Origin of the sequence: Stenotrophomonas sp. ZAC14A_NAIMI4_1 (genome assembly GCF_003086915.1) — a bacterium.
GTDB lineage: Bacteria > Pseudomonadota > Gammaproteobacteria > Xanthomonadales > Xanthomonadaceae > Stenotrophomonas.
In genome coordinates this window covers 4,324,352-4,349,156 of the sequence record NZ_CP026002.1, presented here as the reverse complement: position 1 = coordinate 4,349,156, position 24,805 = coordinate 4,324,352, and the positions used below count along the sequence as shown (strand labels likewise).

Sequence of the window (24,805 nt, the reverse complement as noted above, 5' to 3'; positions counted from 1 at the left end):
CGCTACCTGCACGGGATCCGGTAGCGCCGGGCCATGCCCGGCGAGCGCAGCGGCGAAAGACCCTCATTCCCGCGCAAAAAGACCCCCTGAAAAGAGTGAATTCCGGTTCACCGAAACACTTTCGCTGGAAACCATCCTTGTGCCGCAAGCGATTGCGCCGGATGCAGCGGAAACCAAAAAAATATCCGTTGCCAGGGTTGACACTGCCGAATCGCCCATGTTTCTCTCGATCACATGTTGCACCACACCACGCCACCGCGAACCCACGTTGAAGCCGCCGACACCGGCGCCGCCTCGCTGCGTTCGATTCTCGTGCTCGTACTTATTACCCAACCAACAGGTGCGGGACGAGCCAGCGTGTAAGCAACAGACACACCGGAACTCGACAAAAACCCGCACCCGCCCCGGTGCGGGTTTTTTCATTTCAAGACCTGGTTTCAGACGCAACCACCATGAACACCGCCAACTGCAAAACCCGGACCTGCCACCCCACGACGCCTCGTGGTGGCTGTGCCCGTGCGATGCACGGCGCCTCCCCCACCGTTTTCCCCTGACCGGCCGGTACGTCGCTTCGACTGCCGGCCGTCTTTTTTCTTCCCACGCAAGGAACCTCCCCCATGAGCACCAACGAACTGCCCCAGACCAAGATCGCCGTCATCGGCTACGGCAGCCAGGGCCGCGCCCACGCACTGAACCTGCGCGAATCCGGCTTCGACGTGGTGGTAGGCCTGCGTCCGGGCGGCCCGACCGAAGCCAAGGCCCAGGCCGATGGCTTCAACGTGGTGGCACCGGCTGAAGCGGTGAAAGACGCTGACCTGGTTGCCGTGCTGACCCCGGACATGGTGCAGAAGAAGCTGTACAACGAGGTGCTGGCGCCGAACATGAAGCAGGGTGCCTGCCTGCTGTTCGCCCACGGCCTGAACGTGCATTACGGCATGATCGAACCGCGCGCCGACCTGGACGTGGTGCTGGTGGCGCCGAAGGGCCCGGGCGCGCTGGTCCGCCGCGAGTACGAAATCGGCCGCGGCGTGCCGTGCATCTGGGCGATCCACCAGGACGTCAGCGGCAATGCCGAACAGCATGCAAAGGCCTATGCGGCCGGCCTGGGCGGCGCCCGCGCCAACCTGATCCAGACCACCTTCAAGGAAGAAACCGAAACCGATCTGTTCGGCGAACAGGCGGTGCTGTGCGGCGGTGCCTCGGCACTGGTGCAGGCCGGCTTCGAGACCCTGGTGGAAGCCGGCTACCAGCCGGAAATCGCCTACTACGAAGTGCTGCACGAACTGAAGCTGATCGTCGACCTGTTCTACGAAGGCGGCATCTCGCGCATGCTGGAATTCGTCTCCGAGACCGCCCAGTACGGCGACTACGTCAGCGGCCCGCGCGTGATCGACGCCGGCACCAAGGAGCGCATGAAGGAAGTCCTGAAGGACATCCAGGACGGCACCTTCACCAAGAACTGGGTGGCCGAGTACGAAGCGGGCCTGCCGAACTACAACAAGTACAAGCAGGCCGACCTGGAGCACCCGATCGAGAAGGTAGGCAAGGAACTGCGCGCCAAGATGGTCTGGTTGCAAGGACAGGCCGCGTAACCACGCGGCCTCCCCCACCCGCTTTGCAAGGTTCCCCCATGAACTCTCCCACACACCGCAGCGCGCCGCCCAACGGCGCGCGCTGGCTGACCCAGGCGCTGGAGGCCGAGGGCGTCCGTACGCTGTTCGGCTACCCCGGCGGCACCATCATGCCGTTCTACGACGCGCTGGTGGATTCGTCGCTGAAGCACATCCTGGTGCGCCACGAACAGGGTGCAGCGCTGGCGGCCAATGGCTTCGCCCGCGCCAGCGGCCAGGTTGGCGTCTGCGTGGCCACTTCCGGCCCCGGCGCGTCGAACCTGGTCACCGGCATCGCTGATGCGATGCTGGACTCGGTGCCGATGGTCTGCATCACCGGCCAGGTCGGCACCCCGCTGCTGGGTACCGATGCCTTCCAGGAACTGGATGTGTTCGGCCTGACCCTGCCGATCGTCAAGCACAGCTGGCTGGTGCGCAGCGTCGACGACCTGCCGCGCGTGGTCGCGGACGCCTTCCGCATCGCCCGCGAGGGCCGCCCCGGCCCGGTCCTGATCGACCTGCCCAAGGACGTGCAGCTGGCCGATGCCAGCCACCTGCCGGCGCACCTGCCGGCCAGTGTCGAACCGCCCGCGGCGGCGGCCGATGCAGCGATCGCTGAAGCCATCGCAGCACTGGCGGCGGCCGAAAAGCCGGTCGTCTACGCCGGCGGTGGCATTGCCCTGGGCGAAGCCGTGCAGGACCTGCGCGACTTCGTCGAGGCCAGCGCCATCCCCACCGTGATGACCCTGCGTGGCCTGGGCGCGCTGCCCCCGCAGCACCCGCAGTCGCTGGGCATGCTGGGCATGCACGGCACCCGCGCGGCCAACATGGCCGTGCAGGAAAGCGACCTGCTGCTGGTGCTGGGTGCGCGCTTCGATGACCGTGCCACCGGCAAGCTGGCCGAGTTCGCCCCGTTCGCCCGCGTGGTCCACATCGATGCCGACGCTTACGAGATCTCCAAGCTGCGCAGCGCCGATGTCGCGGTGCCGGGCAATGTCAGCCATGCCATCCGTGCCCTGCGTGCGGCCTTCCCCTCCCCCAAGGCCCACCAGGACGCATGGCGCAAGCGCTGTGCCCAGCACCGCGACCGCTTCGCCGCCCGCTACGACGCACCGGGCCAGCACATCTATGCCCCGGCGCTGCTGAAGCGGCTGAGCGAAGTGGCGCCGGCCGATGCGGTCATCGCCTGCGATGTCGGCCAGCACCAGATGTGGGTGGCCCAGCATTGCCGCTTCAACCACCCGCGCAACCACCTGACCAGTGGCGCGCTGGGCACCATGGGCTTCGGCCTGCCGGCGGCGATGGGCGCGCAGTTCGCCTGCCCCGACCGCACCGTGGTGCTGGTGTCCGGCGATGGCAGCTTCATGATGAACGTGCAGGAGCTGGCCACCATCGCCCGCTGCCGCCTGCCGGTGAAGATCGTGCTGCTGGACAACAGTTCGCTGGGCATGGTGCGGCAGTGGCAGGAACTGTTCTTCGCCGAGCGTTACAGCGAGATCGACCTGTCCGACAACCCGGACTTCGTGGCCCTGGCCAAGGTGTTCGGCATTGCGGCCACCCGCATCGACAACCGCGACGACGTGGAAGGCGGCCTGGCTGCACTGCTGGCCGAGCCGGGCCCGGCCCTGCTGCACGTGGCCATCGATGCGCGTGCCAACGTGTGGCCGCTGGTGCCGCCCAACACCGCCAACAGCACCATGCTGGAAAGCAACCCCGCCCACGTCCGCCAGGAGACCCCCAATGCAATACCGGCTTGACCTGGTGCTGCACCCGGCCGAAGGCGCGCTGCTGCGCGTGATCGGCATGGCCGAACGCCGCGGTTTCGCCCCGCGCGCGATCAGCGGCGCGCCGGTGGCCGCCGATGACGGACGCTGGCACCTGCAGCTGGTGGTCGATGGCCAGCGGCCGCCGGAAACGCTGTGCCGGCAGATGGAAAAGATCTACGACTGCGTGTCGGTACAGCTGACGCCCGTGGAAGGAGCTGCATGATGAACACCCGTACCGTATCGACCACGGTGCCGGCACGGAGGCGTCTTCTTCGTCGCCCGTGCCCGCACGCGGCGGTCTGCTGCACCCCGCTGGTGGCCCATGCCGGCCGCTGATGCCAGCAAGGAAAGCGATGTCGGCGACGTAAGCGTCGCCGACGTCCTGGCTGCGCAGGCCCGCCTGCGCCGCTTCCTGCCGCCCACCCCGCTGCACCATGCCGAGCGCTTCGGCACCTGGCTGAAGCTGGAGAACCTGCAGCGCACCGGTTCCTACAAGGTGCGCGGCGCATTGAACGCCCTGCTGGCAGGCCGTGAACGCGGCGACACCCGGCCGGTGATCTGCGCCTCGGCCGGCAACCACGCCCAGGGCGTGGCCTGGGCCGCCTACCGCCTGGACGTGCCGGCCATCACCGTGATGCCGCACGGCGCACCGGCGACCAAGATCGCCGGCGTTGCCCACTGGGGCGCCACCGTACGCCAGCATGGCAACAGCTACGACGAAGCCTTCGCCTTCGCCGTCGAGCTGGCGCAGCGCCATGGCTACCGCTTCCTGTCCGCCTTCGACGATGCCGACGTGATCGCCGGCCAGGGCACGGTCGGCATCGAGCTGGCGCCGCACGCGCCGGACGTGGTGATCGTGCCGATCGGCGGCGGCGGCCTGGCCTCCGGCGTGGCGCTGGCGCTGAAATCGCAGGGCGTGCGCATCATCGGCGCGCAGGTCGAGGGCGTTGATTCGATGGCCCGCGCGATCCACGGTGATGTCAACGAAATCGCACCGGTGCCGTCGCTGGCGGACGGCGTGCGGGTGAAGGTGCCCGGCTACCTGACCCGCCGCCTGTGCGCTTCGCTGCTGGACGACGTGGTGATCGTGCGCGAAGCCGAGCTGCGCGAGACCCTGGTCCGCCTGGCGCTGGAAGAACACATCATCGCCGAGGGCGCTGGCGCGCTGGCCCTGGCTGCGGGCCGTCGCGTGGCCGGCCGCCGCAAGTGCGCGGTGGTGTCCGGCGGCAACATCGATGCCGGCGTACTGGCCGGCCTGCTGACCGACATCCGCCCCCGGCCGCCGCGCAAACCGCGCCGGCGCCGCAGTGAAACCCCTCGCTCGCCCACCAAGGCCAGCGCCCCCGCCTCCCCCACCTCTTCCCCTTCCAACCTGCAAGCCGTCGCGCCCGCTGTCGAGGAGATTTCCCTGTGACCACCATCGAACGAATTACCACCCCGCGCATCCGCATCTTCGACACCACCCTGCGTGACGGCGAGCAGTCCCCCGGCTGCAGCATGAGCCCGCCGCAGAAGCTGGTGATGGCGCGTGCGCTGGACGAACTGGGCGTGGACATCATCGAGACCGGCTTCCCGGCCAGCTCGCAGTCCGACCGCGAAGCGATGGCCCTGATCGGCCGTGAGCTGCGCCGCCCCGGCCTGACCCTGGCCGTGCTGTCGCGCTGCCTGCAGGCCGACATCGAAACCTCCGCACGCGCACTGGAAGCCGCAGCCAACCCGCGCCTGCACCTGTTCCTGTCGACCAGCCCGCTGCACCGCGAGCACAAGCTGCGCATGACCCGCGAACAGGTGCTGGAATCGGTACGCAAGCACGTCACCCTGGCCCGCACCTATGTGGACGACGTCGAGTTCTCGGCCGAGGATGCCACCCGTACCGAGCTGGACTACCTGATCGAGGTTTCGCGCGCGGCGATCGCGGCCGGTGCCACCACCATCAACCTGCCCGACACCGTCGGCTTCACCACGCCGGAAGAAATCCGCGCGATGTTCCAGCAGGTCATCGCCGGCGTGGCCGACGTGCCGCACGCGGCCAACGTGATCTTCAGCGCGCACTGCCACAACGACCTGGGCCTGGCCGTGGCCAACTCGCTGGCGGCCGTCGAGGGTGGCGCGCGCCAGGTCGAGTGCACCATCAACGGTATCGGCGAACGCGCCGGCAACTGCTCGCTGGAAGAAATCGCCATGGTGTTGAAGGTGCGCCAGGCCTTCTACGAGCAGGACACCGCGATCAACACCCCGCGCATCGTCGGCACCTCGCAGCTGCTGCAGCGTCTGGTCGGCATGCCGGTCCAGCGCAACAAGGCGATTGTGGGTGCCAATGCCTTCGCCCATGAGTCGGGCATCCACCAGCACGGCATGCTGCGCCACCGCGGCACCTACGAAATCATGCGCCCGGAAGACGTGGGCTGGGAGGATTCGCAGATGGTGCTGGGCCGCCACAGTGGCCGCGCCGCCGTCGAATCGCGCCTGCGTGCGCTGGGCTTCTGGCTGGAAGAAGACGAACTGAAGCTGGTCTTCGAGCAGTTCAAGGCGATGTGCGAGCAGCAGCGCGTGGTCACCGATGCCGACCTGCAGGCATTGATGCAGGGCGGTGCCAACAACCAGGGCTACCGCCTGGCCTCGATGACCATCAGCGACGTCGGCAGCCGCGCCAACGCCCTGGTCGAACTGTCCGACCCGGAAGGTAACCGCGTGGCCGAAACCGCACAGGGCGATGGCCCGGTCGACGCCCTGTTCGGCGCGCTGTCCTCGGCCACCGGCGTACAGCTGCAGCTGGACAGCTACCAGGTGCACAGCGTCGGCATCGGTGCCGATGCACGCGGCGAGGCCAACCTGAGCGTGCGCCACGAAGGCGTGGAGTACGACGGCACCGGCACCAGCAAGGACATCATCGAAGCCTCTGCCCTGGCCTGGCTGGACGTGGCCAACCGCCTGCTGCGCCAGCGCCAGGCGGCCACGAGCAACACCGAAACCCCGACCGCCGCCACTGCCTGAGGAACCTGACATGAGCGCCTTCGACACCCCCACCACGGCCGCTGGCCAGCAGTGGAACGCCCAGGACTATGCGATCGATGCCGGTTTCGTGCCTCTGCTCGGCGGTGCGGTGTCGCGCCTGCTCGACCCGCGCACCGGTGAACGCATCCTCGACCTGGGTTGTGGCGATGGCGTGCTCAGCACCGAACTGGCCCTGAGCGGTGCGCGCATCCACGGCGTGGATGCCTCGCCGGAACTGGTCAATGCCGCCCGCGCGCGTGGTGTCGATGCGCAGGTGATGGATGGCCACGCGCTGACCTTCAACGCGGAGTTCGATGCGGTGTTCAGCAATGCCGCGCTGCATTGGATGGGCAACCCGGACCGCGTGCTGGAGGGCGTGCGCCGTGCCCTGCGTCCCGGTGGCCGCTTCGTCGCCGAGTTCGGCGGCCATGGCAACGTGGCTACGATCATCGCTGCGGTGCAGGCCGCACGCGTGGCCCATGGCCACGGCGCCAGTGCGTTCCAGTGGTATTTCCCCACCGCCGATGCCTACGCCGACCGCCTGCGCCAGCATGGCTTCCAGGTGCAGCTGATCGAAACCACGCCGCGCCCGACCGCGCTGCCTACCGGCGTCGCCGGCTGGCTGCGGGTGTTCGCCGCGCCGCTGCTGGACGACCTGCCGGCCGCCGCCCGCAGCACGGTGCGCGAAGCGGCTGCGGCCCTGCTGGACGACCTGCCGCGCAACGCAGCCGGGCAGCCGCTGGCCGACTATGTGCGCCTGCGCGTGCTCGCCCGCCGCCGCTGACTTGACCGTTCCGCTTTCTTTATTGATGTTCGTTCTTTCGTACTTCTGCCAGGCATAAGCATGACTTCCGCACCCCGCACCCTGTACGACAAACTGTGGGACGCCCACGTGGTGGTTCCCGAATCCGACAGCGCACCCGCCGTGCTGTACATCGACCTGCACCTGATCCACGAGGTCACCTCGCCGCAGGCCTTCACCGAGCTGCGTTCGCGCGGCCTGGCGCCGCGCCGCCCGGATCGCACCAAGGCAACGATGGACCATTCCACCCCGACCCTGCCGGCCGGTGCCGACGGCAAGCTGCCCTACGCCAGCGCCGCCTCCGAAGCGCAGGTCGCCACCCTGGCGCGCAACTGCGCCGAGTACGGCATCGAACTGTTCGACATGGCTTCGGACAACCGCGGCATCGTCCACGTCATCGCCCCGGAGCAGGGTTTCACCCAGCCCGGCATGACCATCGTCTGCGGTGACAGCCACACCTCCACCCACGGTGCATTCGGTTCGCTGGCCTTCGGCATCGGCACCAGCGAAGTCGGCCACGTGCTGGCCACCCAGTGCCTGCTGCAGCGCAAGGCAAAGACCTTCGCGATCACCGTTGATGGCCCGCTGGCACCCGGCGTCGGCGCCAAGGACGTGGTCCTGCACATCATCGGCGTGATCGGCGTCAACGGTGGTACCGGCCACGTCATCGAGTTCCGCGGCAGCACCATCGAAGCGATGGACATGGAACAGCGCATGACCCTGTGCAACATGTCGATCGAAGCCGGTGCGCGTGCCGGCATGGTCGCCCCGGACCAGGTCACCTTCGACTTCGTGGCCGCTACCCCGCGCGGCCCCAAGGGCGCCGACTTCGACGCCGCGGTGGCCCGCTGGCAGCAGCTGCGCAGTGATGAAGGCGCACGCTTCGACAGCGAAGTGCGCATCGATGCCGCCGACATCCGCCCGACCCTGACCTGGGGCACCCACCCGGGCACCGCCATCGCCGTGGACACGCCCATTCCGGCGGCCAACGATGCTGCCGCGCAGAAGGGCCTGGACTACATGCACTTCCAGGCCGGCAAGGCCCTGGCTGGTACGCCGGTGGATGTGGTGTTCGTCGGCTCGTGCACCAATGGCCGCCTGAGCGACATGCGCGAAGTGGCGCAGGTGCTGCGTGGCCGCCACGTCGCCGAGGGCGTGCGCATGCTGGTGGTGCCGGGCTCGGAAATCGTCAAGCGCCAGGCCGAGGCCGAAGGCATCCATGAGATCGTGCGCGCGGCCGGTGCCGAATGGCGCGAGCCGGGCTGCTCGATGTGCATTGCGATGAACGGTGACCTGGTCGCCCCCGGCCAGCTGGCCGTGAGCACCAGCAACCGCAACTTCGAGGGCCGCCAGGGCCCGGGGTCGCGCACCCTGCTGGCCTCGCCGATGAGTGCGGCGTGGGCCGCGGTGAAGGGCCAGGTGGCCGACACCCGCGAACTGTTCGCACAGGAGGTGGCGTGATGGCCGGTTTCCGTACCCTGACCTCGTCCAGCGTGGTGCTGGCGCAGACCAACATCGACACCGACCAGATCATTCCGGCGCGGTTCCTGTCCACCACGGAACGTGCCGGCCTGGGCCGCAACGCGTTCAATGACTGGCGCTGGCAGGCCGACGGCTCGCCGGTGCCCGGCTTCGCCTTCAACCAGCCGCACAACGCTGGCCGCAGCATCCTGCTTGCCGGCCGCAACTTCGGCTGTGGCTCCTCGCGCGAACACGCGCCGTGGGCGCTGACCGACCTCGGCCTGCGTGCCATCGTCAGCAGCGAGATCGCCGACATCTTCCGCGGCAACTCGCTGAAGAACGGCCTGCTGCCGATCGTGCTGGACGAAGCCGACGTGCAGGCGCTGATGCAGCGCCCGGACGATGAACTGACCATCGACGTTGCCGCGCGCGAGCTGCGCACGCCCGACGGCCGCGTCTATTGCTTCCCGCTGGATGGCTTCTCGCAGACCTGCCTGCTGGAAGGTGTCGACCAGTTGGGGTATCTGTTGGGCCGTGTCCCTGAAATCGAACGTTACGAGAGTGAGCATGCACGCTGAAATTGTTGTCCTGCCCGGTGATGGCATCGGCCCGGAAGTGGCCGCCGCTGCGGTTGCCGTCCTGAAGGCCGTCGCCGAACGCTTCAACCACAGCTTCTCCTTCAGTGAGCACGACATCGGTGGCATTGCCATCGACCGCCATGGCGAACCGCTGCCGGCCGCCACCCTGGCCGCCTGCCAGGCCGCCAACGCGGTGCTGCTGGGCGCGGTGGGTGGCCCGAAGTGGTCCGACCCGAACGCAAAGGTGCGCCCGGAACAGGGCCTACTGGCGATCCGCAAGGCGCTGGGCCTGTACGCCAACCTGCGCCCGGTGCGTACCCACGAAGCCGCACTGCATGCCTCGCCGATCAAGGCCGAGCTGCTGCAGGGCGTGGACTTCGTGGTAGTGCGCGAGCTGACCGGCGGCATCTACTTCGGCGACAAGACGCGCGACGCCGACAGCGCCAGCGACCTGTGCCGCTACACCGTGGCCGAGATCGAGCGCGTGCTGCGCAGCGCCTTCCGCCTGGCCCAGCAGCGCCGTGGCAAAGTCACCTCGGTAGACAAGGCCAACGTGCTGGAAACCTCGCGCCTGTGGCGTGACGTAGCCGCGCGCATCGGCCGCGAGGAATTCCCGGACGTGGCGCTGGAACACCAGCTGGTCGATTCGATGGCCATGCACCTGCTGGCCAAGCCGCGCGAGTACGACGTGATCGTCACCGAGAACATGTTCGGCGACATCCTCACCGATGAAGCCTCGATGCTGGCCGGTTCACTGGGCCTGCTGCCGTCGGCTTCGCTGGGCGAACCGGGCGCGGTGGGCATCTACGAACCCATCCACGGATCGGCACCGGACATCGCCGGCAAGGGCATCGCCAACCCCTACGCGACGATCTTCAGCGCCGCCATGCTGCTGCGCCATTCGCTGGGCCTGGATGCCGAAGCCGCTGCGGTGGAAGCCGCCGTGCATGCGGTGCTGGATGACGGCGTGTTCACCGCCGACCTTGCGGCCAAGGGGCAGGCGGTCAGCACCGCTGCTGCCACCGACGCGGTGCTCGCCAAGCTGAAGTGATGTCTGGAGTAGCCACCCATGGGGTGGCACTACTGTAGAGCCGAGCCATGCTCGGCTGATGCAACCGTCGTCGAGCATGGCTCGACGCTACAGGCCCCCACCTTCATGCCGACCGCGCAGCCGCCGCCCCGCACAGGCCTCAATCCAAGGAATGTCTTTGAAGCATCGTTCCCCCGACGAGTTCCTCGCCGACGTTGCCCGCCGTGACCCGCACCAGCCCGAGTTCCTGCAGGCAGTGAAGGAAGTGGTCCACAGCCTGTGGCCGTTCCTGCAGGACAATCCGCGCTACCTGCAGCAGGGCCTGCTGGAACGCCTGGTGGAGCCGGAGCGGCTGATCCAGTTCCGCGTGGCCTGGAGCGATGACGCCGGCCAGGCCCATGTGAACCGCGCCTGGCGCGTGCAGCACAGCTCGGCCATCGGCCCGTTCAAGGGCGGCATGCGCTTCCATCCGTCAGTGAACCTGTCGATCCTGAAGTTCCTGGCCTTCGAACAGACCTTCAAGAACGCACTGACCACGCTGCCGATGGGCGGCGGCAAGGGCGGTTCGGACTTCGACCCCAAGGGCCGCAGCGATGCCGAAGTGATGCGCTTCTGCCAGGCGCTGATGCTGGAACTGCACCGCCACCTGGGTCCGGACACCGACGTGCCCGCCGGCGACATCGGCGTGGGTGCGCGTGAGGTCGGCTACATGGCCGGCATGATGAAGAAGCTGAGCAACGATGCCGCCTGCGTGTTCACCGGCAAGGGCCTGTCCTATGGCGGCAGCCTGATGCGCCCGGAGGCGACCGGCTACGGCACGGTCTACTTCGTCGAACAGATGCTGCACCACGCCCGCCGCGAAACCCACGGCGCACGCGTGCTGGTATCCGGCTCCGGCAACGTGGCCCAGTACGCCGCCCTGAAGGCGACCGAGCTGGGCGCGAAGGTGCTGACCTTCTCCGATTCGGGCGGCACGCTGTACGCGCGCGACGGCTTCGACGAGCAGGCCCTGCAGGAGCTGATGGCACTGAAGAACGAGCGCCGCGGCCGCCTGCAGGAACTGGCCGCTGATACCCGCTTCGAGTTCCTCGCCGGCAAGCGCCCCTGGCATGTGCCGGCCGACATCGCCCTGCCCTGCGCCACCCAGAACGAGCTGGACGAGGACGACGCCCGCACGCTGGTGCACAACGGCGTGCAGTGCGTGGCCGAGGGCGCCAACATGCCCTCCACGCTGGAAGCGGTGGATGTATTCCTGCAGGCCGGCACGCTGTACGCACCAGGCAAGGCCAGCAACGCCGGCGGCGTGGCGACGTCCGGGCTGGAGATGAGCCAGAACGCGCAGCGTCTGTCCTGGCACCACGCCGACGTGGACGAGCGCCTGCACGCGATCATGAAGGACATCCACGCCAGCTGCGTGCGCCACGGCAAGCGCGCGGACGGCAGCGTCAACTATGTGGACGGCGCCAACATCGCCGGCTTCGTGAAGGTCGCCGACGCGATGCTCGCGCAGGGGTTGTATTGACCCCTGCCGGTGCAGCCACCCATGGGGTGGCTCTACTGTAGATCCACGCCATGCGTGGATGGGGTCAGAGCCCTTTCCCTGTGGGAAAGGGATCCGACCCCGGCATCGCCGTGCCCCAGTAGATCCACGCCGTGCGTGGATGGGGGCAGATCCTTTCCGCAGGAAGGGCTCTCACTCAGGCAATTGCCATACTGCCGAAGCTGCCGAGACTTCGATGATGCCGTTGGATAGATAGATCCAGTACAGGCCCCGCTCCCGGTCAAAGAGGAAGTTTCTTACGTTGCCGAACCGGTCATGATCACCGAGGGCTGACCCATCGAACCGCACCGTCAGTGACGTCACGCCCTTGAAGCAGACAGATGCCGGAGCGCGATCAACGACCAGGGGAACCTGCTGACGTGGCGCATCCTTCGGTACGAGCAACTGCAGAGAGAACCGCCTGCGCTCAACCCAGTGCGCAAACCCCGTCAGGACGGATAAGTGCAGCGCTTCACCTGCCAGCACATCGCTGTATTCGGCATCCGTCGCATCGTCGATCATTGCCAGCAGGGGCGGCTCGCGCCCATGGACATCCGAGGCAAGCACCGCCCCCCGTGCCTCCAGCATGCCCCCGGTCAGGTAGAGCCTGGACACACCGGCTTCGCCACCCGATTCGAAGTGGCCATCCTGGATGTTGCCGGGCCGCGCATTTTCCGAAAGCTCGTTACTGTCCAGCAGGAGAAAGAATGAATCCAGGCCATGGCACGTGATATCAGCGATCGCTCCTTCTGGAAGATCTCCACACACGCCGACAACCCGAACAACGCTCGAACGCTCCTGAAGCGAAACCTGCACCGCGGCGAGTGACGCGTCGTGGAGCCCCACCGTGTCCAGGGGGCTTCGCTTGTTTAGTTTGATCCTGCTGTCCATCACGGCCGGCTCCCTGCCATTTCCCATCAACGGAATGATGCAGCCATATCGCAGGGGCAGCAATCCGCAGCCGATGGGGTCAGAGCCCTTTCCCTGCGGGAAAGGGATCCGACCCCGATAACGGCAGTCGAGCAAGCTCGACTCTACTCACCCGGCTTGACCCGGAACCACGCGGCATACAGCGCCGGCAGGAACACCAGCGTCAGCACGGTGCCGACAATCAGGCCGCCCATGATCGAGATCGCCATCGAGCCGTAGAACGCGCTGCGTGACAGCGGGATCATCGCCAGCACTGCTGCCAGCGCGGTCAGCACGATCGGGCGGAAACGCCGCACCGTGGCGTCGATGATCGAATGCCAGCGATCGTGCCCGGCATCGATGTCCTGCTGGATCTGGTCGATCAGGATCACCGAGTTGCGCATGATCATGCCAGCCAGGGCGATCGTGCCCAGCAGCGCCACGAAGCCGAACGGCGCGCGGAACAGCAGCAGGAACAGGGTCGCACCGATGATGCCCAGCGGCGCAGTCACCAACACCATCGCCGCCCGCGAGAAGCTGCGCAGCTGCAGCATCAGCAGGGTCGCCACCACGATCAGGAACAGCGGCATGCCGGCCTTGATCGAATCCTGGCCACGTGCCGAATCCTCCACCGTGCCGCCGGTTTCCAGCAGGTAGCCGCTGGGCAGCTGCGCACGGATGCCATCCAGCGTCGGCAGGATCTGCTGCACCACGTCCAGCGGCTGCATGCCATCGCCGATGTCGGCACGCACGGTCACCGTCGGCAGGCGGTTGCGGTGCCAGATGATGCCGTCCTCGAAACCGTACTCCATCGTGGCCACCTGGGACAGCGTGATGCTGCCACCGTTGGCGGTGGGCATGGCCAGGCTGGACAGCAGCTCCAGCTGGTCACGCTCGTCGGCCGGGCCGCGCAGCAGCATCTCGATCTGGCGGTTGCCTTCGCGGTACACGCTCACCGACTGCCCGGCCAGCGAACTGGCCAGGAACTGGCTGACCTGCGCACTGCTCACGCCCAGCGCGCGTGCACGCTCCTGGTCGATCACCAGGCGCACCACCTTGCTCGGCTCGCTCCAGTCCAGGTTGACGTTGATGACGTGCGGGTTCTCGCGCACCTTGGCCTCGACCTGGCGCGCGATGGCCTGCACCTGCTCGATGTGCTCGCCGGACACGCGCATCTGCACCGGGTAGCCCACCGGCGGGCCGTTTTCCAGGCGGGTCACGCGCATCTGCACGTCCGGGAACTGCGGGATGACCTCCTTCATCAGCCAGTCGCGCGCGGTTTCGCGGGCGTGGGTGTCCTTGGCCAGCACCACGAACTGGGCGAAGTTGGTTGCCGGCAGCTGCTGGTCCAGCGGCAGGTAGAAGCGCGGCGAGCCGGTGCCCACGTAGGACACGTAGTTGGCAATGTCCTCGCGGCCGTGCAGCAGCTTTTCCAGCTTCTCGGCCTGGGCCTGGGTCGAGCGCAGCGAGGCACCTTCGGCCAGTTCGATGTCGACCATCAGTTCCGGCCGGGTCGAATCGGGGAAGAACTGCTGCGGCACGAAGCGGAACATCATCAGCGAGAACACGAACAGGCCGATGGTCGCGGCAATCACCCACCAGCGATGGCGCAGGCACGCATCGAGGAAGCGGCGGAAGCGCTGGTAGAACGGCCGCTGGTACGGATCATGGTCATGGCCGTGCTCGGCCGGGCGCAGCAGGTTGGCGAGCGCCGGGTAGCGGTCGGCCCACTGCCGGCGCCGGGCCAGCCAGCGCGCGGACAGGCTGCCCGGCTTCGGCGGCTGCGGGTTGAACAGGTCCGGCAGCATCTTGTCGCCCAGGTACGGGATGAACAGCACCGCGGCGATCCACGACACCACCAGCGCGATGGTCACCACCTGGAACAGCGAACGGGTGTACTCGCCCGTGCTCGACGCCGCCGTGGCGATCGGCAGGAAGCCGGCCGCGGTGATCAGGGTACCGGTCAGCATCGGGAACGCGGTCGATTCCCAGGCGAAGCTGGCCGCGCGCAGGCGGTCAAAGCCCTGCTCCATCTTGGTGGCCATCATCTCCACCGCGATGATCGCATCGTCCACCAGCAGGCCCAGGGCCAGCACCAGCGCGCCCAGCGAAATCTTGTGCAGGCCGATGCCGAAGTAGTGCATGACGAAGAAGGTCATCGCCAGCACCAGCGGAATGGTCACGCCCACCACCAGGCCGGTACGCAGGCCCAGCGAGAAGAAGCTGACCAGCAGCACGATCACCACCGCTTCGGTCAGCACCTGCACGAACTCGCCGACGGATTCTTCCACCGCCTGCGGCTGGTCGGACACCTTGCGCAGCTGCATGCCGGTGGGCAGGGTCTTCTGCAGGCGCTCGAACTCCGCATCCAGGTTCGCACCCAGCTTGAGGATGTCGCCACCGTCCTTCATCGCCACGGCCAGGCCGATGGCTTCTTCACCCATGAAGCGCATCTTCGGCGAGGCGGGATCGGCGAAGCCACGCTTGACCTCGGCAATGTCGCCCAGGTGCACGGTCCGTTCGCCGGCACGCACCGGGAACTGGCGGATCGCCTCGATGCTGTCGAACTGGCCGGTCACGCGCAGCTGCACGCGGTCGGTCGGCGTTTCAAAGAAGCTGGTGCCGGCAATCGCGTTCTGGTCGGCCAGCGCCTGCTGCACCTGCTGCATCGACAGGCCCAGCGTGGCCAGGCGGGTATTGGACAGCTCGATCCACACCTTCTCGTCCTGCAGTCCGACCAGGTCGATCTTGCCGACGTCGGGCACGCGCTGCAGCTCCAGCTGGATGCGGTCGGCGTAATCACGCATCACCGCATAGTCGAAGCCCTTGCCGGTGAGCGCGTAGATGTTGCCGTAGGTATCGCCGAACTCATCGTTGTAGAACGGGCCGACGATCTCGCGGGGCAGCGTCGCGCGGATGTCGCCCACGCGCTTGCGCACCTGGTACCACAGGTCCGGGATCTGCTTGGAGCGCAGGCTGTCGCGCGCCATGAAGATCACCTGCGATTCGCCTGGACGCGAGTACGAGCGGATGAACTCGTATTCGCCGGTGTTCATCAGCGCCTTCTCGATCGGCTCGGTCACCTGCCGCGACACCTGCTCGGCGGTGGCACCGGGCCACTGCGTGCGGATCACCATCGCCTTGAAGGTGAACGGCGGATCTTCGGACTGGCCCAGGTGCTTGTACGACCATGCGCCGATCACTGCGAAGGCGAGCATGGCAAACAGCACCAGCGGGCGATTGGCCAGCGCCCACTCGGAAAGATTGAAGCGGCGCACCGGCTTACTCCTTCGCCTTCGGCGCAGCGGCCGGCGTGGCCGGCTTCAGCACCGGGCGGTTCTGCCGGTCCACGGCGGTCACCGGCTGGCCGGCGCGCAGCAGGTGGCCACCGGCGGCCACCACCCAGTCACCGGCACCGACGCCGGACAGCACCGGCACGCTGTCGCTGCCATAGGCACCGGTGGTGACGGCCACCTGCTTCAGGGTGCTGTTGGACGGGTCCACCACCCAGACGCTGGAAGCGCCGTTGGCACCGCGCTGCAGGGCGGCCAGTGGCAGCTGCAGCGTGCCCGAGCGGCCGGCGCTGCTGAACACCCGCGCGCTCTGCCCCAGTTCGACATCGGCCAGCGCGTCAGCGGCCAGGCTGACCCGCGTGGCATAGGTACGGGCCTGCGGATCGGCTGCCGCGGCAATCTCGCGGATCGTGCCCGGCAGGCGCTGGCCCGGGCGGTTCCACAGTTCCACCTGCACCGGCTGGCCCACGGCGTAATCGCGGAAGGTCGCTTCGGGCAGGTCGATCAGCACTTCGCGGGCACCATCGGCGGCCAGGTTGAAGATGGTCTGGCCGGCCGATACGACCTGTCCGGCCTCGCCCTCGCGGCTGGCGATCACCCCGTCGGCCGGCGCGCGCAGCTGGGCGTAGCCGGCCTGGTTGCGCAGCACATCGAGGTTGGCACGGGCCGCGTTGGCCTGGCCCTGCGCCGCCTTGAACGCAGCACTCTGCTGGTCCAGCTGCGAGCGGCTCACCAGTTGCTGGTCGGCCAGCACCTGGTAGCGCTTGAGGTCATCGCGGGTACGCGCAAGGTCGGCTTCGGCCGCGGCCAGCTGCGCCTGCGAGGCGCGCGCCTGCAGCGCGAAGTCGGCCACGTCCAGCTCGGCCAGCACATCACCCTGCTTCACCCGCCGGCCGGCATCGACGTGGCGCTTGACCAGGTTGCCGCCCACGCGGAAGGACAGCGGGCTTTCCTGGCGTGCACGGATCGTGCCCGGGAATGACGCCGTGCCCTGCCCGGCCTGCTCGCCCGGATGCACGACCAGCACCGGCACCGCCGCCTGCGGCGCCTGCTCCGGCCCCGAACAGGCGGCCAGCGCCACCACCCACACCATACCGCCCAGCCAGCGCACGCTCTTCATCGGTCAACGTCCTGAAAACGCAGGGTTCAAACGCGGGGGAGCCGGCACGAGCGCAGGCCCCAATTTAGTAAACTGGCCGGTATAGTATAAATATCGAACCGGTTGGTCTAGTATTACGCCAATGAGTTCTCCCACTTCCCGCAAAGCGTCGGCCAAGCCTGCTGCCAAGGCCGCCGGACCCGGGCGTCCGAAGGACCTCGGCAAGCGCGCGGCGATCCTTGAAGCAGCCAAGACCCTGTTCGTCGAGCAGGGCTATACCGGCGTGAGCATGGACAGCATCGCCGCCCAGGCGGGTGTGTCGAAGCTGACCGTTTACAGCCACTTTGGCGATAAAGAGACGCTTTTCACCGAAGCTGTGCAGTCCAAGTGCATGGAGATGCTGCCGGACGCACTGTTCGTGGCCGATGCCGAAGGGCCGCTGCGCGACCAGTTGCTGGGCATCGGCCAGGCCTTCTTCGAGATGATCACCTCCGACGCGGCGATCTCGGTGCAGCGGGTGATGATGGCCCCGGAAACCGACGAACGGCTGCGCGAACTGTTCTGGCAGGCCGGCCCGGAGCGCACCTGCGAGGCGCTGGCCGATTTCCTGCGTTCGCGCACCGCGTGCGGCGAGCTGGAAATCCCCGATTGCCGGCTGGCGGGCCAGCAGTTCCTGACCCTCATCAAGGGCGAAGTGCATATGAACCGGATGTGCGGCATGCCGCTGTCACCGGGGCAGTGCGATGCTTCCAGCCACGTGCCCGACAGCGTCGATTTCTTCCTGCGCGCCTATGCGCCGCGAGGGCCTGGAAGCGCCTGAAGCACCAAACTGAACGAACCGGAGGTCGCGATGACTTCCGGCACTGCGACCCCGGCCGCCCGAAAGCTGATGCTCTGGGCGCGCCGCCGGCCTCCGGCACCGGTAAAATGGCCGGCCCACTGCGCTGGATTTGAACCTCATGACGATTGATTACGCCCACGCCCGCGAACTGATGGTGGAACAGCAGATCCGTCCCTGGGACGTGCTGGACATCAAGGTGCTCGACGTCCTCGCCCGCCTGCCGCGCGAGGCCTTTGTCGCCGACGCGCACCGGGCGCTGGCCTATGCCGACGTTGAACTGCCGATCGGCAATGGCCAGAAGATGATGAAGCCGGTCATCGAGGGCCGTACCCTGCAGGCACTGGATCTGCAGCCGGGTGACGAAGTGCTGGAAATCGGCACCGGCAGCGGCTTCCTGGCTGCCTGCATCGGCGCGCTGGCGCGCGACGTGCTGAGCCTGGAAATCGACCCGGAACTGGCCGCCGCCGCGCGCGCCCGCCTGGACGCTTCCGGCCTGGGCACCAACGTCCGCGTCGAAGTGGCCGATGCGCTGGCCTGGCAGACCGAGCGCCGTTTTGACGTGATCTGTGTCACTGGCGCGGTTGACGCCGTGCCGTCACAGTTCGCCTCGTGGCTGCGTCCGGGCGGTCGCCTGTTCGTGATCCATGGCCGCTCGCCGGCGATGGAAGCCCTGCTGGTCAAGGCCGATGGCAGCACCGAATCGCTGTTTGAAACCGATATCGATTACCTGCGTGGTGCCGCCCCGGCCCCCCAGTTCCACCTCTGAGTCCAAGGAAGCCGCAATGATCCGCCGATCCCTCGCTGTTGCGCTGGCCACTGCCCTGCTGCCGTTGTCCGCCCATGCCGCCGACCTGCTGCAGGTCTACGAAATGGCACGCAATGGCGATCCGCAACTGTCGGCCGCCGAATCGACCCGGCTGTACGACAAGGAAGGCGCCGTGCAGGCGCGTGCCGCGCTGCTGCCGCAGATCAACGGCACGGCCTCGCTGAACCGCTCGCGTAGCGAAGCCAATGCCGATGCCAACTCCGGTTCGGTCACCAGCAAGCGCCGCAACTACACGATCGATGGCAGCCAGACGCTGTTCAACTGGACGCAGATCAGCAACCTGCGCTCGCAGCGCGAGCTGAGCAAGGCGGCGGATTTCACCCTCGATTCGGCCAACGACAGCCTGATCGTGCGCAGTTCGGCGGCCTACTTCAACGTGCTGGTGGCGATCGAATCGCTGAACGCCGCACAGACCAATGAAGCGGCCGCGAAGAAGCAGTTCGACTTCGCCGACAAGCGCCTGGAAGTGGGCCTGGCGCCGATCACCGACGTGCACGAAGCGCGTGCCCAGTACGACCAGGCACGCGCCAACACCATCGTTGCGCAGAACACCCTGGCCGACAACTACCAGGCCCTGACCGAACTGACCGGCCAGCCGGTGATGAACCTGAAGGGCCTGCCGGCCGATTTCCGTCCGGAAGTGCCGGCCAACCGCGGCAACATCAGTGAACTGGTGCAGCAGGCGACCAGCCAGAACCCGGCGCTGAAGGCGCAGGAACTGAAGGTCAGCGCGGCTGAAGCCGGCGTGCAGGCGGCCCGTGGCGGCCACTATCCGACCCTGTCGCTGGGCGGCAGCTGGGGCAAGAGCGCAACCTGGGGCGACAGCACCGGTGCCGGCTCGCTGTCCCCGGATGCACGCACCAACAGCATCGGCCTGACCCTGAGCGTGCCGATCTTCTCCGGTGGTGCCACCCAGTCCGGCGTGCGCCAGGCGCTGGCCCAGCGTGACATCGCCCAGGACGGTTACGAGCAGCAGAAGCGTGCGCTGGACCGCAACACCCGCAATGCCTACCAGACCCTGGTGCAGGGCATCAGCGAAGTGGAAGCCCGCCGCCTGGCGGTGGTCTCGGCACAGAGCGCGTACGACGCATCGCAGGTCGGCCTGGAAGTGGGTACCCGCACCGTGCTGGACGTGATCCAGAACCAGCGCATCCTGTTCTCGGCGCAGCTGGACTACGCCAACGCGCGCTACACCTTCCTGCAGAACCGCCTGCTGCTGAGCCAGTCGCTGGGTGCGCTGGATGTGGCGGAACTGCAGGACATCAACCGCCTGCTGACCCAGGATGCCGGCAACCCGGCGACGACCACGAACTGAGCCGTCGCCTTCCGGTAGAACGAAGAAGCCACCCGCGAGGGTGGCTTTTTTGTGGGTGAGGGTCGCGAGATGTGCATCCACGCATGGCGTGGATCTACCGACTGCGCGTGTATCCACGCATGGCGTGGATCTACCGGGTACGCGTGCATCCACGCATGGCGTGGATCTACCGGGTACGCGTGCATCCACGCATGGCGTGGATCTACCGGGTGCGCGTGCATCCACTGGAGGGAGGCGTTGATTGCAGTAGAGCCACGCCATGCGTGGCTGCCGTGCGCGATCCCGTGCCTACCCCAGCCAAGGCAGGATCTGCCGGGCCAGCGGCGCCAGGCACAACAACGCCGCCAACGGCGCCAGCAGGCGGATCATCGCCACGCGACGCGGTGGCACCTGTGGGTACGGGCGCAGCAGGCCCAGGCACAGCACCGCCAGCACCGGCAGCGCGCCGAAGCCCGGTGGCAGCACCTCGCGCTCAGGCAGCCACGGCACCAGCAGCATGGCCAGCGCCGCCACGCCGAAGGCCAGCGTCATCCGGCCCGGGTCGCGATCATCAGCGCCGCCGCCCGATCGCCGCCACAGCGCCGGCAGCAGGTCCATCATCAGCAGCAGCACCACCACCTGCAGCGCCAACAGCCCGGCCCAGCCCGCCAATGGCAGCAGCGGCAACATCCACTGCAGGTGCGGCACGCCCTGCACGGCCACCGACAGCGGCCGCGTGCTGTCCAGCGCGGCGAACTGCACCAGGCCCGACTGCAGTGCCGCCAGGCCCATCAGCATCAGCATCGCGACCAGGGCCGCGCCACCGCCCACCCGGGTCAGCTGCCGATGGGGCTGTTGCACCCGCGGGGCCATGCCCAGCAGCAGCCCGGCGCTGGCAAACACCCCCAGCAGGGGCACGGCTGCGGCCACCACGCCGCCCAGCCCGAACCGGTGCGGCCCGGTCGATGACGGCATCCACGGCACCCAGTTGCCGTAGTGCACATGGCGTGCGGCCAGCAGGACCAGCAGCAGGCCCAGGCCCAACTTCACGCTCAGCAGCACGCAGGCCAGCCGTACCGCCCGGCGCGGGCGCAGCATGGCCGCCACGCCCACCGGCAACAGCCCCAGCGCCGCTGCCAGCGGCATCGGCAGCCAGCGCTGCGGCGGCTGGCCCAGCGCACTGACGGTCGCATACAGGTGGTGGGCACCCGACTGCGCGGCGCCGGCCAGGGTGGCCAGCAGATCCAGCAGCAGCAGGCCCAGCAGGACGGCTGCAGGCCGCGGCCCGCACACGTCCAGCAGCGCTGCCGGCAGCCCGGCCCCACCGGGCATGCGGCGCATCACTTCGCGCAGGCAGAACAGCAGCGGCGCCGTACCTGCGGCGGCCAGCAGCAGGCTGAGGACGATGGCCGGCCCTGCCCGTGCCGCGGTGTTCTGCCCGACCAGCGCGATCACGCTGCCCCCGATCAGCAGGGTCAGCGCCAGCACCAGCAGGTGGTCGCTGCCCAACCGGTCGAATGCCGCGCGTCCGCTGCCTGGATCGGCACCGCTGTCGTCCTTCATCACAAGCTCCCTTGATGCCGCCCAAGCGTGGTCGACATCAGGCTGGCAGCCCGGACAACGAGACGGAATCAGAATCGGCCGAACGTGTGCAGCGTTGTGATGGCACGCACGCGAGGCAGCGCCTGACGGCCCGGCTACGACAGTGCGGACGTCATCAAGCAGGCTTGAAATTGTTGAACGCGACAGCGCCTGTGCGGCACCCCGCCCTCGCCTCAGTCGCGCGGTGGCGGCAGGTGCGGGGCGACCAGCGCGAGCGTGCGCTGCAGGGCGCCACGCCCGTTGCTCACCAGGGTGCAGCCGGCCCGCGCCATGTCCTCGCGGGCCTGCGCATCATCAAGCAGGTGCTGCAGCAGGTCGCCCACCGCCTGCACGTCCTCGCCGATCAGCAGCGCCCCGGCCTCGCGCATGCGCCGGGAAATCTCGGCGAAGTTGTGCAGGTGCGGGCCGGTTACCGCGGCAGTGCCCATCGCCGCCGGTTCCAGCAGGTTGTGCCCGCCGATGGCCTGCAGGCTGCCGCCGACGAAGGCGACCTGCGCGCAGCCGTAGAACGGCATCAGTTCGCCCAGCGTGTCGATGACGAACACCTCGGTGCTGGCCCCTGGCCACTGCTGTGCACGGCGCGTGGCCACGCTCCAGCCCTGCTCGCGGGCCAGCGCTTCGACCTTGGGGAAGCGCTCGGGATGGCGCGGCGCCCACAGCAGCAGCAGGTCCGGATGGCGCTCGCGCAGGCGCCGGTGCAGGTCGATCACCGCCTGCTCTTCGCCATCGTGGGTGCTGGCCGCGATCCACACCGGCCGCGTGGCCGGCACCTTCGCGTGGAACTGGGCCACGAACGGCCGCACGTCCGGCGTGGTGATGTCGAACTTCAGGTTGCCCAGCGCCTGCACCTGCTCCGGCGCCGCGCCCAGCTGCACGAAGCGCGCGGCATCGTCATCCGACTGCGCGGCCACGCAGGTGACCGTGCGCAGCGCGCGGCGGATGAGTGCGGCCAGCACCCGGTAGCCACGCAGCGAGCGGGCCGACAGGCGGGCGTTGAGGATGTAGACCGGGATGCGGCGGTCACGGCAGCCGAACAGCATGTTCGGCCACAGTTCGGTTTCCAGGATCAGGGCCAGGCTGGGCTGGAAGTGGCCAAGGAAGCGGTTGACGCTGCCCGGCACGTCGTACGGCAGGTAGACGTGGTCCAGCGCGTCGCCCCACAGCGCGCGCACCCGTTCCGAACCGGTCGGGGTGATGGTGGTGATGACCCAGCGGATGTCCGGGCGCTGCTCGCGCAGGGCGTTGACCAGCGGCGCGGCGGCGTTGACCTCGCCCACCGAGACCGCGTGCAGCCAGACCCGCGGCTGGCCGGTCGGCTGCGGGTAGGACGCATAGCGTTCATCCCAGCGCCGGAAGTATTCACGGACCCGGAAGCCGCGCCACACCAGGTGGTACACGGTGATCGGCAGCAGGATGTAGAGCACGGCCGAATACAGGCCGCGCAGGATCCATTCGACAGGGTCTTTACGCATGCAGCAAGGATACGGGAGCCCCCCGGGAAAGACACGCGGCGGGGTTGGTAGAATGGCGGCATGTCCGATGCCTCTACCGCCGTCCGCCCGTCCCTGGCCGATCCCCGCAACTGGCCGATGTTCGCGGCCATGTTTGCCGCGTTCGGCATCGCCCGGCTGCCCTGGATGCTGCAGCGCGCGCTCGGCCGCGGCGTCGGCTGGATCACCTGGCGCACGCTTGGCAGCCGCCGCCGTGCCGCCGAGGTCAACCTCAAGCTGTGCTTCCCCGAGAAGGACGAGGCCTGGCGCAACCGGCTGGTGCGCGACAGCTTCGACGCCCTTGGCGTGGGCATCTTCGAATGCGCGCGTTCGTGGTGGGGCAGCATCGACAGCATCCGCCCGCAGGTGCAGATCGAAGGGCTGGAACACCTCAAGCAGATGCAGGCCGAAGGCCGCGGCGTGCTGCTGGTGTCGGGCCACTTCATGACCCTGGAGATGTGCGGCCGCCTGCTGTGCGACCACGTCGACCTGTCGGGCATGTACCGCAAGCACAAGAACCCGGTGTACGAGTGGGCGGTGAAGTTCGGCCGGCTGCGCTATGCCAAGGCGATGTACGCCAACGAGGATATCCGTGCCACCGTGCGCCACCTGAAAAAGGGCGGTTTCCTGTGGTACGCGCCGGACCAGGACATGCGCGGCAAGGACACCGTGTTCGTGCCGTTCTTCGGCCATACCGCTGCCACCATCACCGCCACCCACCAGCTGGCGCGGATGACCGGCTGCGCGGTGATCCCCTACTTCCACCGCCGCGAGGGCGGGAAGTACTTCCTGAAGATCGGCGCGCCGCTGGAGAACTTCCCCAGCGAGGACGTGGAAGCCGATACCACGCGGGTCAACCAGGCCATCGAGCAGATGGTGCGCGAGGCCCCGGACCAGTACCTGTGGATCCACCGGCGCTTCAAGCGCCAGCCGGGCGGCCGCAGCGATTTCTACAAGTAGATCCACGCCATGCGTGGATGATGTCCAGCCGACGCCACCGTTTCACAACGGCCACCGGCACCACGCATAGGGGTACTCCCCCAACTCGCACGCCAACCCGGCCCGCACCGGATTGGCCATGATGTACATCGCCTTCTCGTGCAATGACTCGTCGCTGCGCACCGCGTGGTGGTGGTACCCGTGCTGCCAGAGTGCACCGCGCCGGCCCAGCTGCTGGTTCAGCAGACGGCTGCTGCGGGATTTGAGCAGCGACATGCATTCGGCCAGGGTGCCCGTCTGCAGCTCCATCAACCAGTGCAGGTGGCCGGGCATCACCACCCAGGCAAGGCTGTGGCTCACACCGGCGCGTTCGACGAAGCGCAGGGCGTCGACCAGCACCGCGACGTTGGCGGCATCGGCGAAGAACGGTTCACGACCTTGGGTGGTCGTGGTCAATGAGTACACGATGCCGGTGCTGGAGTGGCGACCGTAGCGGAGTTTTGGGCTGGCCATGGCGCCAGCGTGCGGTATGCACGCGAGCGTCGGTATTGGGGGGTTGCCCGTATTGGTGTCGGGAAAGCTCCATCCACGCATGGCGTGGATCTACTGCAACGCCCGCGGAAGATCCACGCCACGCGCGGATAAATCCAGTAGATCCACGCCATGCGTGGATGCCCATCCGGCAACCGCAGTAGATCCACGCCATGCGTGGATGCCCATCCGGCAATCGC

20 protein-coding genes are annotated in these 24,805 nt (G+C 67.9%); 14 read left to right on the top strand and 6 right to left on the bottom strand.

Going from position 1 to position 24,805, the window contains the following annotated elements; genetic code table 11:
* Positions 1-617: 617 nt before the first annotated feature.
* The 10 genes from ilvC (at position 618) to gdhA (ending at position 11,763) form a co-directional block, all read left to right on the top strand.
* Positions 618-1,592, top strand: coding sequence for a ketol-acid reductoisomerase (gene ilvC / locus C1926_RS19870; protein ID WP_079223148.1), 975 nt, complete (start codon positions 618-620; stop codon positions 1,590-1,592).
* A gap of 38 nt (positions 1,593-1,630) precedes the next feature.
* Positions 1,631-3,367, top strand: coding sequence for an acetolactate synthase 2 catalytic subunit (ilvG, locus tag C1926_RS19865; protein WP_108760397.1), 1,737 nt, complete (start codon positions 1,631-1,633; stop codon positions 3,365-3,367).
* Positions 3,351-3,599 carry an ACT domain-containing protein gene (locus C1926_RS19860; protein WP_079223152.1) on the top strand — a complete coding sequence of 83 codons (249 nt, stop codon included), beginning with the start codon at positions 3,351-3,353 and terminating at the stop codon, positions 3,597-3,599. Before ilvG ends, C1926_RS19860 begins: the two co-directional genes overlap by 17 nt.
* A gap of 99 nt (positions 3,600-3,698) precedes the next feature.
* Positions 3,699-4,790: a threonine dehydratase gene (locus C1926_RS19855; RefSeq protein WP_108760396.1), complete on the top strand. Its 1,092-nt coding sequence runs from the start codon at positions 3,699-3,701 to the stop codon at positions 4,788-4,790.
* A complete protein-coding gene (locus C1926_RS19850) occupies positions 4,787-6,370 on the top strand; it encodes a 2-isopropylmalate synthase (RefSeq protein WP_108760395.1) in 1,584 nt (527 codons plus the stop codon). The genes C1926_RS19855 and C1926_RS19850 overlap by 4 nt, the downstream gene beginning before the upstream one ends.
* A 10-nt stretch (positions 6,371-6,380) precedes the next feature.
* On the top strand, positions 6,381-7,154 hold the full coding sequence (locus C1926_RS19845) for a class I SAM-dependent methyltransferase (RefSeq protein WP_108760394.1): 774 nt from the start codon (positions 6,381-6,383) through the stop codon (positions 7,152-7,154).
* A 60-nt stretch (positions 7,155-7,214) separates the two neighbouring features.
* Positions 7,215-8,633, top strand: coding sequence for a 3-isopropylmalate dehydratase large subunit (leuC, locus tag C1926_RS19840; RefSeq protein WP_079223158.1), 1,419 nt, complete (start codon positions 7,215-7,217; stop codon positions 8,631-8,633).
* Positions 8,633-9,211, top strand: coding sequence for a 3-isopropylmalate dehydratase small subunit (gene leuD / locus C1926_RS19835; protein WP_108760393.1), 579 nt, complete (start codon positions 8,633-8,635; stop codon positions 9,209-9,211). Before leuC ends, leuD begins: the two co-directional genes overlap by 1 nt.
* Positions 9,201-10,262 (top strand): 3-isopropylmalate dehydrogenase, encoded by a 1,062-nt coding sequence (gene leuB, locus C1926_RS19830; RefSeq protein ID WP_108760392.1) that lies wholly within the window; start codon positions 9,201-9,203, stop codon positions 10,260-10,262. Before leuD ends, leuB begins: the two co-directional genes overlap by 11 nt.
* Before the next feature lie 157 nt (positions 10,263-10,419).
* A complete protein-coding gene (gene gdhA, locus C1926_RS19825) occupies positions 10,420-11,763 on the top strand; it encodes an NADP-specific glutamate dehydrogenase (protein WP_254057339.1) in 1,344 nt (447 codons plus the stop codon).
* 171 nt (positions 11,764-11,934) lie between these two features.
* Here the strand turns inward: gdhA and C1926_RS19820 are convergent, their stop codons facing one another.
* The 3 genes from C1926_RS19820 to C1926_RS19810 all read right to left on the bottom strand — a co-directional run bounded on the left by C1926_RS19820 (position 11,935) and on the right by C1926_RS19810 (position 17,103).
* Positions 11,935-12,672 (bottom strand): hypothetical protein, encoded by a 738-nt coding sequence (locus C1926_RS19820; RefSeq protein ID WP_254057338.1) that lies wholly within the window; start codon positions 12,670-12,672, stop codon positions 11,935-11,937.
* A 143-nt stretch (positions 12,673-12,815) separates the two neighbouring features.
* Complete coding sequence (locus C1926_RS19815; RefSeq protein ID WP_108760390.1) at positions 12,816-15,968, bottom strand: efflux RND transporter permease subunit; 3,153 nt, start codon at positions 15,966-15,968, stop codon at positions 12,816-12,818.
* A 4-nt stretch (positions 15,969-15,972) separates the two neighbouring features.
* Positions 15,973-17,103, bottom strand: a complete 1,131-nt coding sequence (locus C1926_RS19810) for an efflux RND transporter periplasmic adaptor subunit (RefSeq protein WP_108760389.1) — start codon at positions 17,101-17,103, stop codon at positions 15,973-15,975.
* A 121-nt stretch (positions 17,104-17,224) separates the two neighbouring features.
* Between C1926_RS19810 and C1926_RS19805 the strand changes: the two genes are divergently transcribed.
* From C1926_RS19805 to C1926_RS19795, 3 genes are all read left to right on the top strand, one after another.
* Complete coding sequence (locus tag C1926_RS19805) at positions 17,225-17,902, top strand: TetR/AcrR family transcriptional regulator (RefSeq protein ID WP_108760388.1); 678 nt, start codon at positions 17,225-17,227, stop codon at positions 17,900-17,902.
* A gap of 139 nt (positions 17,903-18,041) precedes the next feature.
* Entirely contained in the window at positions 18,042-18,689 is a 648-nt protein-coding gene (locus C1926_RS19800; protein ID WP_108760387.1) for a protein-L-isoaspartate O-methyltransferase, read from the top strand.
* A 16-nt stretch (positions 18,690-18,705) separates the two neighbouring features.
* Complete coding sequence (locus tag C1926_RS19795; protein WP_079223192.1) at positions 18,706-20,064, top strand: TolC family outer membrane protein; 1,359 nt, start codon at positions 18,706-18,708, stop codon at positions 20,062-20,064.
* Positions 20,065-20,352: 288 nt separating this feature from the next.
* Here C1926_RS19795 and C1926_RS19790 read toward each other — a convergent pair whose 3' ends face one another.
* Together C1926_RS19790 and waaA are read right to left on the bottom strand one after the other, a co-directional pair.
* On the bottom strand, positions 20,353-21,606 hold the full coding sequence (locus tag C1926_RS19790; protein WP_108760386.1) for an amino acid transporter: 1,254 nt from the start codon (positions 21,604-21,606) through the stop codon (positions 20,353-20,355).
* Between the two features lie 212 nt (positions 21,607-21,818).
* Positions 21,819-23,117: a lipid IV(A) 3-deoxy-D-manno-octulosonic acid transferase gene (waaA, locus tag C1926_RS19785; RefSeq protein ID WP_079223196.1), complete on the bottom strand. Its 1,299-nt coding sequence runs from the start codon at positions 23,115-23,117 to the stop codon at positions 21,819-21,821.
* Between the two features lie 60 nt (positions 23,118-23,177).
* Here waaA and C1926_RS19780 point away from each other — a divergent pair, with 60 nt between their 5' ends.
* Positions 23,178-24,095: an LpxL/LpxP family Kdo(2)-lipid IV(A) lauroyl/palmitoleoyl acyltransferase gene (locus C1926_RS19780; RefSeq protein WP_079223198.1), complete on the top strand. Its 918-nt coding sequence runs from the start codon at positions 23,178-23,180 to the stop codon at positions 24,093-24,095.
* A 42-nt stretch (positions 24,096-24,137) separates the two neighbouring features.
* On the opposite strand, the gene C1926_RS19775 is transcribed toward C1926_RS19780, so the two are convergent.
* The gene (locus tag C1926_RS19775; RefSeq protein ID WP_108760385.1) at positions 24,138-24,587 is read right to left on the bottom strand and encodes a transposase; all 450 of its coding nucleotides are present in this window, start codon (positions 24,585-24,587) and stop codon (positions 24,138-24,140) included.
* Positions 24,588-24,805 lie beyond the last annotated feature (218 nt).